Genomic DNA, 12568 nt, shown 5'->3' with positions numbered 1-12568 from the left:
TTTTATCCATACTTCTAGGCTTTCTCCTCGTACCAATTTCGTGCTTTCCACATACACTAATCGCAAAAGTAGATTGCAATTATAGTGATCTCCCTTTCCAATCAACGGGGAAGGTTCATCATTTTTCAAGAAGGAGGATCCTACATGATTGATATTAATCAATTAGGTCCTGCCAATCTTGCAACAATTTCTGCCATCGTTGCAGCGTTGGTAACCGTCGTTGGAAATATCTTTAAACTTCCAACTCGTTATCGGGCGTTACTAGCAATTGGGGTAGCTCTGGTATTAGTCTTTTTACCGCAATTCCTTTTAGATAAAGTGTTAACAGCTTTTGTCATTGGTTTAACAGCAAGTGGGGTTTATAGTCAAGTTAAACCGTTAAAATTCCTTAATAAAACGGCAAATGCAGTCGATGCCCCAAACGAGCTTGCTGCACCAAAGAAAACGTCTTCTGAAAACACTACTTCTAGTCAAACGACTAATACGAACGTAAATACAGCAACAAACCAGGACACAACTACTGATACTTCCACAACACAAACTAACTCTGCAAGCAACCGAATAAGCGCCCGTTAAAAGTTAAAAGGAGGCGGGATTAGTTCCTGCTTCCTTTTTTATCATTGATTGTCAAGGTTTATAGATTCACCAATTTCCATTAATTGGTTCTGATCCAACTTATATGAATGTAATGTAAATACATATCCTTCCACTAGTATATAAAGCATTTTTTTAGTTTTAGTTCCCGTTAACCGATCTATAAAATATGCTTCATGTCCTTGAATATTTACTTGCTTACCTTCTTCCTGTAGTTGGTGAAGGAAAGTTTTATGACGTTCTGAATTAGTATCTCCTATAGATTCTTGGACGAAGTTAAAAAGGTCCTGGCCAGAATAAGTATATGAACCTGTCACTTGAATTAATTCACTGTTGACTCGACTGTGGAGGTTACTTAATACTGTTTCACTTTCAGGTGAGTATTCGGGTAGTCTTAGGTCAAAGCCAGTACTCTCAATTTCTTCTATTTTATTATTAACGTTATCTTCCAAAAAGATATTAGATACTGTATTTTTGTCCTCTGTTGAAGTAACTACCTTTTCATTTTTTGGAATTGCAGTGTCAGTTGAATTTTCAATATATAAAAATGCTAAAATACTTAGGATAATAATTGATACACTGGGAATAAGCACTTTCAACCTCTTTAAGTACTTCTTCTCTTGAAGTTTTTTTTCTTCAACTTGGCTTGAAATTCTAGCTCTTATTTCTACTTGACTACTTTTATTCCATAAAACATCCTTATCTATACTTTCAAGGGCACTGTCAAGTAAAGAATCCTTATTAGATTTCATTTAAGTATTCCTCCTCTGATAGTTGTTTCTCCAAGGTACGAAGGGCTCGTAATAGTGTAGTCTTCACTTTACTTTCTGACCACTTCAGAATTTGAGCTGTGTCTTGTACAGAGAACCCTTCAATTTTCCTTAGTATGATTACTTCACGATAAGATGGTTTTAATTTGAGAATTGCTTCATAAAGCTCCTTCGAAGATTCCTTTATTACAACCTGAGACTCAGTTGACGGTCCCATATCCTTTTCCTGAAAAAAGAAATCTTTTATTAATAAGATGGGTGCTTGTTTCCGAATATAATCGACCGTTAGATTGTGCGCTATCCTAAAAAGCCAAGTCTTTGGATGCCGTATTTCCTCATACATTCCCATTTTATTAAAAGCTTTGATAAAAGTATCTTGTGTTATATCTTCTGCCGTTTGTACATCTTTTACCATTTTCAATACATATTTAAATAAATATACACTATATTGATCGTACCAACTTAATATCAATTCATTTTTTTGCTTCATGAATTCTATTTCATCCTTTCAATAACAGGATCATCTAAAAGACGATCATATTATGGAAAAGTTACAAGTATATTAAAATATATTTCTTAAACCTAGCCTCCAACATAATCTGCCTTGAAATTAGGGTACTTTGACCTAAGAACACTAAGTCATTCATAATGATAGAATAACGACATAACTCCCTTTCAAGGAGGTGATCCTTTGTCAACCTGGTTTGGACCATCTATCCATCAAACATTTACTCCATTCAGCCCAAGTCATTTAATCATGCTAGCCATCTATGTAGTTGGGGTTCTATTCATGATAATCTATTATAGGGAAATTAATCTTCAACTAAAGCTTTATCAAACACTTCGTTGGGGTCTATTTGCCCTTTTAATCACATCCGAGTTGACCTATCAAGTATGGGCAGCCGTAAATGACGTGTGGAATTTTCGAGATCATATGCCTCTTCATCTATGTGGGATAGCTTCGATCACTGCTATGTTCGCACTTTATACTAAGAATTCAAAACTCATTGCGATTACCTTCTTCATCGGGATTGTCCCGGCATTTCTCGCATTAATAACACCCGAATTACCTTACGGATACGATCACTATCGTTTTTGGAAGTTTTTCATCCACCATATCGTCATCTCTTGGTCTGGATTATTTTTAGTTTTGACAAGCACAGTTCGAATCACGTTACGCTCTGTTCTCTCTTCCTATGTATATCTTCTTGTGTATGCCTTTGTAATCGGGGTCTATGTAAATCCAGCCCTTGAATCCAATTATTTATATTTATCAAACAAGCCAACCGCTTCAACACCACTAGACTTGCTCGGTTCTGGTTTAGTCTATTATTTCAATTTATGTCTTTTGGCACTAGTTGTGTTTCTTCTGTTATATGGAGTTTATACAATATTTCAGAAAAAAACGAGAGCCTAGCATATTTACTAAGCTCTCGTCTATTTAAACCAATTTGGCAAGTAATCTTCTTTATACATATCATCTGGATACTGAATAAATCCCGTGTCTCCTTCTTCATATAAAAACTGAAGAAATTCATTGAGCGCACCCATGTATTCGCTATATAAAAATTCAAAGCTAACCGGTTCCTTCGGCATGAGGTTGTCCTCACACACCTTCGGATCTGTATAATTCACGTACGTACGACAAGGAATCGGACGAATCTCATAGGCCATACATTGGTTCGTCTCTGTGTTTAGCATCATACAAGGTAAATTCTTTTGCCGATACTTTAACTTAAAATCCTTGTCTTCTTCGAAATTAAGCGAGGTCATTTCTTCGATTTCTTCCCCGTATTGAGCGAAGTAATTCTGTATATGCTCCTCTATCTTTTCTCTTCTAGACTCCGGAAAGTTCTCCATTGCTTTTTTCATCAGTTTTGCTTCCATGCCATTAATAATAATTGGAAAGTAGCAACAAAAAGCGCAGCCTAAACGACAAGTAGGCTCCATCTCCACCACTTTTTCCATATGATTAATTTCATCACTTACAACCTGTAGCAATTCTGAAAAACTAGCGACTAACTTTTCTTCTGTCGGCACTTCTCTGTCCGCCCATTTTTCTACAATACGATAAAACTTCTCTTCCTCAATCTCATAGATATCATTTAGTTGCGTACATCTATCTTGAATATCCTTAAAGGTTAAATAAGTTCGCATGAAAAAGCTCCTCACTAGATTCACTTTCTCTATTGTGACCTATAGGAGCTAAGCTTGTAAATAGAAAAACCATCCATAAATCTCCTAGTGTTGAATTTCCATCGTTCCTGTTATCTCAATTCCATTTAAGGCTTGTGAGGCTAATTGATCCGCTTCCTTATTCTTCGTCCTAGGTACTTGTTTATAGGAAGCCGTTAAGCCAAGCTCCTCTAGTTTCTTCTCTACTCGTTCAATCCACTTTAGCAAATCTTCCTCATAAACCGGCCAATCCTCACTAAGTTGATTGATCACAACTTGAGAATCCCCAATAATTGAAACGGGTATATGGTGTGCACCTAGCAATTCAAGCTCTTGGATAGCTAGATACAAAGCCGCATACTCCGCTTCATTGTTTGTTTCTAACTCCTCCACCAAGGCATTCTTTCTTAGACGCCATGATTTTCCGTTCTGTTCATAATAAATCACACAACCTAAACCAGACTTGTTCGAATACTTATCAAAGCCCCCATCAAAATAAATCGTAATATCATGAGGCTCTGTTTCGATTCCTTTTAAGAACTTCTTCATTTCTTTCATGGTCCAGGTATTCTCAACATGATCGATGAATGCAAGTTGCTTCACTCTACCCGTTTTTTCTATATCCTCTGCAATTAATAAAGCTTTTGCGACCTTCATTTCCTCCGAAGTAAAAAATGTCTCTGCACCCTTTGGTGTTTTATAAGTTAATTCAATTCGGACTTCCATTCCATCACCCTTTTCATTATCTATCCTCATTTATGAACCAATCCACTCACACTTAAACCAATTATTACACGAATAGAAAAGCGAAAGGAAAGTGTATCGGTGTATTTTAGGTTAAAATAGGAAGTAAATAAGCACATGATAGGAGAAAAATATGGGGAAGTTTTATTTTACAATGGAAGATGATAAGGTTCAGCACTTGATAAACCGTGACCCGATTCTAGAGAAGCTCATCCGTAAGATTGGAACCATTCATATGAAGCTTAGTCAAGATTATTATCGTTCGATTGTCCAACAAATTATTGGCCAGCAATTATCGTTAAAAGCAGCAGCTACGATTATTGGACTCGTGGAACAAATCTGGTCTGATTTTAATCCAGAGCTGATTGGTGATATAGAAGATGAAGTCATCCGAGGTGCTGGAGTTTCTAAACCCAAAATTAAATATATCCGCGATTTAACGGATAAGCATCTTACAAAAGAAGTAGATCTTTCCGCAATCCACTCGCATGAGGATGCAGAGGTCCTAAAGCAATTGACCAGTGTGAAAGGCATTGGAAAATGGACAGCAGAAATGTTTCTCATTTTTTCACTAGCGAGATTGGATGTCCTTTCCTACGGAGACGTTAGTATTCAAAATGCCATTCGTTGGCTGTATCAGATTGAAAAAGAGGAGCCATTGGAGTTGGATGAATTTAAAGAAAAATGGGCTCCATATAATTCTGTTGCTTCTTTGTATCTATGGGAGGCTATTAATAGAGGACTAACAAAAAATCCTCCTAATCTATAAAAGGACTCTGGCTTTTTACAAAAAAGCCGGAGTCCTTATGATTATTGTAGATTATGATTTAACACGTCGTTACCATTTCATCTTCTATTCAGCTTCAATATAGAGCTAAAGGAACATCGCAAACTCAAGCAAAATATGATTCATACATTAGTGCTTACTTGTAATCTCAAAGCTTAAAACGGATCACTTGCTTATTTAATTCATCTGCCAATTGCTTTAACTCATCCGCACTATTCGATACATTCTCCATGGAGCTGTTGGATTGTTGAGCGGAGGCAGCTACTTGCTCTACCCCTGCCGCAGATTCTTCGGATATAGATGCAATCTCATCGATGGAAGTTGTCATTTCAACACTGTTAGCAGATATTCCTTTTAGATTTTCAGAGATGTTCTGAATTTTTCTTACCATGTCTGTAACAGATTGATTGATATTTTCAAACGTTTCTCCCGTCACCCTGATTTGCTTAGAACCTTCGTCTACTTCTTTATATCCATCTTCCAAAGAAGTGGCAACACCATTCGATTCACTTTGTATTTTCCCTACAATACCAGTAATATCTTGTACAGAATGACTTACTTGTTCGGCAAGTTTCCGAACTTCATCTGCAACAACGGCAAATCCTTTTCCATTTTCACCTGCTCTGGCCGCTTCAATCGCTGCATTTAACGCCAGTAGATTGGTTTGATCCGCAATATCCTTGATAACAGAAACTAAGGTGGAAATTTCTTTGGACTGTTCATCTAAACCTCTTACTTTTTCTAACGCTTCGCGAACGATTGAATCGATATTATTCATTTGAGTAACTGATTTTCTCATCAGTTCACTACCTTTATCTGTCATGGCAAGTACAGCAGTTGAAGAATTAGAAACTTCCTCGCCATTCGCGTATGCCTCTTGCACTTTGCCACTGAACTGTTCCATGAGTTCTGCTAAATTAGTAGTACTATCTGCTTGTGTTTCGGTACCTGAAGTTAATTCTTGCATGGTAGATGCGATTTGTTGACTTCCTTCTTTTACCTCATTAGCAGATTTAGTAAGTTCCTCACTTTGTCCTGTAACACTGTTTGTTGCATTAGAAACTTCTTTCACGATGCTGTATAAATTATCTTTCATAGAGTTAACAGAGTATGCTAATTCACTTAGTTCATCCTTACTTTTAGTAAAAACGGGCTCCCCGGTTAAGTCGCCTTCCTCTATTTTTTTCATTCCGTTTCTTATTACTTGTACGTTTTGAACTAGGTTTCTAACAAAGAACCATACAATAGCTAAACCTATCACGATAGCAATAGCAGCTGTAATCAAGGTTGTTTTTAAAATGTCGTGGCGTAGTAATGTCGCAAGTTTAGACATTTCAAAATCCATCCCCACTACACCAATAACATTCCCACTACCATCCACTACAGTCTTGGCTAACGTAATAATTGATTTTGAAGTAGCTGTATCAATATAAGGATCCGTCCAGACGACATCACCATTTGATTCCATCGCTTTTGTGTACCAATCTGTTGTTCGAGGGTCGTATGATGTTAAATCTACATCTTCTGGTGGAATATTATCTAAGTAAAGCGCGCCATCGCTTGTCCCCATATATAAATTCACTAAGTAATCATGACCCTTAGATAATTGTTTAAGATAGGATTCATAAAAAGCGGTTTTGTCTGGGTCGTTCCCTTCTGGTAAGTTGGGGTACTCGTTCTGGGTTTTATCATAAGAATTGGAACTATACTGCATTTCTTGAGATCCCGCAATTTCAGTTAAAGTATTCTCATAATCACTAAAAATATCAGTTGCTTGATTTGACATATTTTCAATGTCACTTTTTTGAATAACTGCTTTTTCAATAATTTCTGTTTTTTGATATGACATATAACCGACTAAAAATAAAGGAATAATTAATAAGACCATCATAAAAATAGGTAGTTTAAATCTAATTAATCTTAATTTACTCATTATAAGCATCCCCTTTGCTGACTTTTTTTAATTGATTTTGCTTTACTGAATAACCCCCTTTTTTAAAAAATCAGAAAACAAAACCTATGAGTCTATTTTACCACCCCATAATATAAATTTCGACAAAATTTTCATTAACTTAAGTTATTTTGTCGAAATTTGTTAAATATTTGTTAATGATGAAACTGTCCCAAAAGTTCTTTCCAAGATATTCATGCCCCAATTCAGTAGTAAAAGTCGTAGAAAATAAGTAACCCCGTACCACTTTTAATAGTGATACGGGGTTACTTTTGAGATCAGCTTAACCAAGGCTATCCTTTTGAACCAGCCTCCGTTTTCCTATATTCATTTGTTTACATTAGTACCTTAACTTCATCAACACATCCCGAATACTTTCATCCTTCATAACAATATCCCGATACTTTTCCGTTATTTCCGTTAAAGCGACATCATGATAAAAGAACTCTGTGAAGAACTTAACGAGCGAACGGGATTTTGTTCGAATCGATTGCCAATCTGTATCCTCAACACCAGCAAAGAGCATCTCTTCTTCATCTACAATCACAATTCGGCTGCGCTCTAGTGTGCCGTGGTGCACATCTGGTATTAAGGTAGAAACCGATGGAATCATCGTATCTAACTCTCCAATTACGTGAATGTGAATAACTACACCCTCTTTATATTTCTCCTCCAAGAATGGCAAATACGAATGTAAATCATCAGCCCATCCGGAAATAAAAACACTTTTTCTGGCTTGTTGAACCATTTCCTTTAAAGCAGACTGGATAGAATGATCTCCTTTTAAAGACCATACGCGATCATCGATGGGTGTTTGTTTTACTTGCAATTCTCTTAGCTGTTTAATATTTTGCTGAAAATCAGTCTTCAATTTTTCAATAACAGAATCAAGGGACACCGCTGAGTAGAGCCGCTTTTTATCCGTCGTAGACTCCATGATAACGCCTTTCTCCCCTAATCGTTGTAACACCTCATATACTTTGGCCCGTGGTACCCCAGATCGTTTTACAATGTTGGTTGCATCTAAAGGCTGATCCATGGTCACAAGCGCCTCATACACCTGACTTTCATACTGGGTAAATCCAAATTGTTGTAGCATCGTTTTACTCCTTAGAATTTACATAATTTCTTATAGTAATCGCACATCAAGCTTTTGAGATATCCATTTTCGATGTTTATCTAACTCTGGTATTCCTTTTAAGTTAGCAAGCATCCCTTGAATCACAAATTTCTTCGGTGTCTCTCGTTTCACTTCTGAATGTAAAAAGTCAATGACCCCTTGTAACTCTTCTCTTCTACCCTTACTTACGTCCAAGTCTGATATAACCTTTTCCATGATCATTATCTCATGTTTAACTTCCTCCATAATCTGCTCATTAGGAGAAGCAATGCTTTCAAAGGATTTTTTCATCTGTTCCTTTGTGATCAAAGGTTGGACATTTTTCCTCAGCATCTGCACTACAAGGTCGTCCAGACGTTCGACCATATATCTTGCCGTACGATGGACATCTAATTCAAGGTTTCCTTTAATGAGAACTTGAAAAAAGCTGCTTTTCATTCCTTCAAAAAGGAACACGACATCTGCTAGGTATGGATCCAGCTTTTCTCCATAAATGGCAATCAAGACTTCTTCATACCATTTATGAACTTCCAACTCCATGTATCGCAAAAAATCATATAAATCCTTGTTTAAAGTAATCGCTTGTTCCCTTAGCTGAGTCATAATAAAACTCTTATGTTTTAGTATTTCTCTGTATTGTACCTCGAGCTGTCGTACTAAGTTCTCTTTTGGGCTTAGTGTATCGTCTACCGCTTCCACTACCTTACTATTAATCAGCTCATAGTAATATTTAAAAATCTCAAGGAGCAACTCATCTTTGGAATGAAAATGTAAATAAAAAGCACCCTTGGATACTTCACTTTTTTCTGCAATTTCTTGAATAGAAGTCGTGAAAAATCCTTTTTCCGCAAATAAGTCAATGGCGGTATTAATGATTTTTTCTTTTTTTTCGTTCATATTTCCACTACCTTTTTCATTAGTGACTGATTAGTCAGTATTAACTTGACCCTTATTCTTCACCTTTAAGCCTATCTTATTTGTACAGGAAAGAAAAGTAAAAACTCTAAAATTCCAAAAAATATAGTTAACACTAGAATGTACACAAAAAGTTAACAATTTATTAATTGCATCGAACTGACTAATCCGTTATATTATACAAAGTAATGACTAGTCAGTCAAAATGTTAAGGAGTGTCCTATTTGAAGAAGATCATTGATTTCTCGCTAAACAATAAGTTTGCCATATGGTTACTTACCATTATGGTAACAGCAGCAGGTCTTTATGCTGGTTTAAATATGAAACAAGAAACCATGCCAAACATTACCCTGCCTAATGTATCTATTATTACTACTTATCCAGGAGCTGCACCAGGTGAAGTTGCGGAAGAAGTAACGGAACCCATTGAGCAACGGGTACAAAATTTAAGTGGTGTTGAGCTCGTCAGCTCCTCTTCCATGGCAAATGCTTCTTCTGTACAAATCCAGTTTGATTTCGATACAAACATGGACAACGCAGAGGATGAAGTAAAAGATGTACTGGAGGATTTATCCTTACCAGAAGGTGTAAGCGATCCGGAAGTATCTCGATTAAGCTTAAATGCGTTTCCTGTAATGGCATTAAGCGTTAGTAACCCCGACCTATCCCTAGAAGAATTAACGACAGAAGTCGAAGGTAATGTTCTACCTGTTCTAGAAGGCGTGGATGGAGTTGCGGATGTCCAAATATCTGGTCAACAGGTGCAAGAAGTAAGTATGAAGTTTAACCAAGATGCTCTAACGCAATATGGTCTAACCGAAGATACGGTTAAACAAATAATTCAAGGTTCCAAGGTTTCCTTCCCGCTAGGATTAACAAATTTTGATGGAGAAGTTAAAAACCTAGTTATTGATGGAAATGTTGCAACAGTAGAAGACTTTAAAAACATCCAAATTCCAATCACTCCATCACAATCAGCACCACAAGGTCAAGCTGGTACCGCTGCACAAGGTGCCCAAACAGCACCTCAAGCTAATCAGCAAGCACCTACTTCTATGGAACTACCAACAGTGGCCTTAGAAGATTTAGCAGAAATTGAAGTGATTAGTGAATCAGAATCTATCTCACGAACAAACGGAGAAGAATCCATTGGAATTCAAATTGTAAAAGCTTCAGATGCCAATACGGTGGAAGTCGTGAATGGCGTAAAAGATGAAATCGCTGATTTTGAAGAGAATCTCGGATTAACCGTAACCTCTACTTTAGACCAAGGTGAACCTATTGAGGAATCCGTTAGCACAATGCTTAACAAAGCACTCTTTGGTGCCCTATTCGCGGTCATCATCATCCTTCTCTTTTTGAGAAGTATTAAAACGACGCTAATTTCGGTGATTTCTATACCACTATCCTTGTTGATGGCAGTCCTGATTTTACATCAGATGGATATCACGTTGAACATTATGACGTTAGGAGCTCTAACCGTAGCGATTGGGCGGGTAATCGATGACTCCATTGTAGTTATTGAAAATATTTATCGAAGAATGGCATTGTCCGATGAAAAACTTACAGGTAAAGAATTGATTCGAGAAGCTACAAGAGAAATGTTTATTCCAATCAGCTCTTCGACCATCGTAACAATCGCCGTATTCCTTCCATTAGGTTTAGTAAGTGGCCAGGTTGGAGAAATGTTCTTACCATTTGCTTTGGCTGTTGTGTTCGCTTTACTAGCTTCATTACTAGTAGCGGTTACGATTGTACCAATGCTTGCCCATTCTTTATTTAAAAAGAGACTTGCTCAAAAATCGGTAGAAGCAACTGCAACTCATGAAGAAAAACCAAGTAAGCTGGCAAATTTCTATAAGAAAATCCTAGATTGGGCACTAAGCCATAAGTGGATTACTTTTGGTGGTGCTGTCGTTGTACTTGTAGCCAGCCTTTTCTTAGTTCCTGTTATTGGCGTAAGCTTCCTACCATCTGATGAACAAAAAATGGTCATCGCAACGTACAGTCCTGAGCCTGGACAAACAAAAGAGGATGTACAGGAAATTGCGACAACCGCTGAAGAATATTTTGGCGATCGTGATGGTGTGACGACCTATCAATACTCCATTGGAAATGGTGGATCGATGTCCATGATGGGCATGGGTAGTGACAATTCCGCCCTATTCTTTGTGGAGTATGCAGATGACTATGAAAACTTTAGTGAAGAAAGCACGACTGTAATTGACCATTTAAACGAAGTAACCGATAAAGGGGAATGGGGAACGATAGACATTGCCAGCACAGGTGGTAGCAGCCTAGAATTAATCGTCTATGGCGACACGATAGAAGAAATTCAAACGGCAGTTGATCAAATCCTACCTGTTCTAGAAGAAAGAGATGACCTAGAGAACGCAGAGTCTAGCCTTTCAGAAGCCTATGATCAATATACACTCGTTGCTAATCAAGAAAAATTAAGTCAGTACGGATTAACGGCCGCACAGATTGGCATGAACTTAAGAAGTACGGGAGATGCTCCTGTTTTAACTACTGTTCAACATGATGGCGAGGACATCAATGTATATGTTGAGGTTGAAGAAAAAACGTATGAGAGCATAGATGAAATCAAAGATACAGAAATCCAGACTCCGCTTGGCACATCTGTGAAGATTGAAGATGTAATGGATGTAGAAGAAGGAAAATCTCCAGACACGATTTCTCGAAGAAATGGGGATATGTATGCTTCTCTTTCTGCAGATGTCCTTTCCAGTGACGTTGCTGCGGTATCTGCAGAGGTCGATGAAAAAGTGCAGGATTTAGATTTAGAAGATGTAAGGGTTGAATTTGGTGGCGTCACCGAACAAATTAACGAATCCTTCACTCAATTAGGATTAGCGATGCTTGCAGCCATTGCGATTGTCTACTTTGTGTTAGTCGTAACCTTCGGTGGTGCGTTGGCTCCATTCGCTATCCTATTCTCCCTACCGTTTACGGTTATCGGTGGATTAGTTGCACTATGGATTGCCAATGAGCCGCTTAGCGTTTCTGCGATGATTGGGGCCCTCATGTTAATTGGTATTGTGGTAACCAACGCCATTGTACTCATTGACCGGGTTATCCATAAAGAAAAAGAAGGCTTATCCACTCGTGAAGCACTGTTAGAAGCTGGGGCAACTCGTTTACGGCCTATTCTGATGACAGCAATTGCTACAGTCGGAGCACTGATTCCTTTAGCAATTGGTGCTGAAGGTGGCGGTCTTATTTCGAAGGGCTTAGGTGTAACGGTAATTGGTGGTTTAATTAGTTCTACCTTGTTAACACTTGTTATCGTACCAATTGTTTACGAAGTGTTCGCTAAGTTCCGTAAGAAAAAAGAAGCTTAATTAAAAAAGGTGTATCCCCTAGATATCTTGGAGAAAATGTACAAAATCCAAACAGAACGCTTGATTTCAAGCGTTCTGTTTTTAATTATCTAGTTCCCCTTTTTTAGGTACAAAAAGCCCGCACCCCTCCATTAATTTAAGTGAAGTCAT

Annotated in this window: 11 protein-coding genes; 4 read left to right on the top strand and 7 right to left on the bottom strand. The window is 37.6% G+C overall.

The genetic code is table 11. From position 1 onward, the window contains the following. Positions 1-144 precede the first annotated feature (144 nt). Complete coding sequence (locus KO561_RS06820; RefSeq protein ID WP_231096364.1) at positions 145-576, top strand: hypothetical protein; 432 nt, start codon at positions 145-147, stop codon at positions 574-576. Positions 577-617: 41 nt separating this feature from the next. On the opposite strand, the gene KO561_RS06815 is transcribed toward KO561_RS06820, so the two are convergent. Continuing rightward, positions 618-1346, bottom strand: a complete 729-nt coding sequence (locus KO561_RS06815) for a hypothetical protein (RefSeq protein WP_231096363.1) — start codon at positions 1344-1346, stop codon at positions 618-620. Then, positions 1336-1854 carry an RNA polymerase sigma factor gene (locus KO561_RS06810; protein WP_231096362.1) on the bottom strand — a complete coding sequence of 173 codons (519 nt, stop codon included), beginning with the start codon at positions 1852-1854 and terminating at the stop codon, positions 1336-1338. The genes KO561_RS06815 and KO561_RS06810 overlap by 11 nt, the downstream gene beginning before the upstream one ends. A 201-nt stretch (positions 1855-2055) precedes the next feature. Here KO561_RS06810 and KO561_RS06805 point away from each other — a divergent pair, with 201 nt between their 5' ends. Then, positions 2056-2781, top strand: coding sequence for a YwaF family protein (locus KO561_RS06805; RefSeq protein ID WP_231096361.1), 726 nt, complete (start codon positions 2056-2058; stop codon positions 2779-2781). Between the two features lie 20 nt (positions 2782-2801). Here the strand turns inward: KO561_RS06805 and KO561_RS06800 are convergent, their stop codons facing one another. Together KO561_RS06800 and KO561_RS06795 are read right to left on the bottom strand one after the other, a co-directional pair. Further along, complete coding sequence (locus KO561_RS06800; RefSeq protein WP_231096360.1) at positions 2802-3521, bottom strand: YkgJ family cysteine cluster protein; 720 nt, start codon at positions 3519-3521, stop codon at positions 2802-2804. Positions 3522-3605: 84 nt separating this feature from the next. Beyond that, positions 3606-4265: a ribonuclease H family protein gene (locus KO561_RS06795; RefSeq protein WP_231097062.1), complete on the bottom strand. Its 660-nt coding sequence runs from the start codon at positions 4263-4265 to the stop codon at positions 3606-3608. Between the two features lie 151 nt (positions 4266-4416). On the opposite strand from KO561_RS06795, the gene KO561_RS06790 reads away from it, so the two are divergent. Next, the gene (locus KO561_RS06790; RefSeq protein WP_231096359.1) at positions 4417-5052 is read left to right on the top strand and encodes a DNA-3-methyladenine glycosylase family protein; all 636 of its coding nucleotides are present in this window, start codon (positions 4417-4419) and stop codon (positions 5050-5052) included. 166 nt (positions 5053-5218) lie between these two features. Here KO561_RS06790 and KO561_RS06785 read toward each other — a convergent pair whose 3' ends face one another. The 3 genes from KO561_RS06785 to KO561_RS06775 all read right to left on the bottom strand — a co-directional run bounded on the left by KO561_RS06785 (position 5219) and on the right by KO561_RS06775 (position 9038). Next, positions 5219-7003 carry a methyl-accepting chemotaxis protein gene (locus KO561_RS06785; protein WP_231096358.1) on the bottom strand — a complete coding sequence of 595 codons (1785 nt, stop codon included), beginning with the start codon at positions 7001-7003 and terminating at the stop codon, positions 5219-5221. A 358-nt stretch (positions 7004-7361) separates the two neighbouring features. Continuing rightward, positions 7362-8120, bottom strand: coding sequence for a TrmB family transcriptional regulator (locus tag KO561_RS06780; RefSeq protein ID WP_231096357.1), 759 nt, complete (start codon positions 8118-8120; stop codon positions 7362-7364). A gap of 30 nt (positions 8121-8150) precedes the next feature. After that, complete coding sequence (locus KO561_RS06775; protein ID WP_231096356.1) at positions 8151-9038, bottom strand: TetR/AcrR family transcriptional regulator; 888 nt, start codon at positions 9036-9038, stop codon at positions 8151-8153. A gap of 242 nt (positions 9039-9280) precedes the next feature. Between KO561_RS06775 and KO561_RS06770 the strand changes: the two genes are divergently transcribed. Continuing rightward, complete coding sequence (locus tag KO561_RS06770) at positions 9281-12418, top strand: efflux RND transporter permease subunit (protein WP_231096355.1); 3138 nt, start codon at positions 9281-9283, stop codon at positions 12416-12418. The last annotated feature ends 150 nt before the right edge of the window (positions 12419-12568 follow it).

This window comes from Radiobacillus kanasensis (genome assembly GCF_021049245.1).
In the GTDB taxonomy this organism is placed as follows: domain Bacteria; phylum Bacillota; class Bacilli; order Bacillales; family Amphibacillaceae; genus Radiobacillus; species Radiobacillus kanasensis.
Note: the sequence above shows the minus strand (reverse complement) of the source record. Positions and strands in the feature narration are given on the sequence as shown.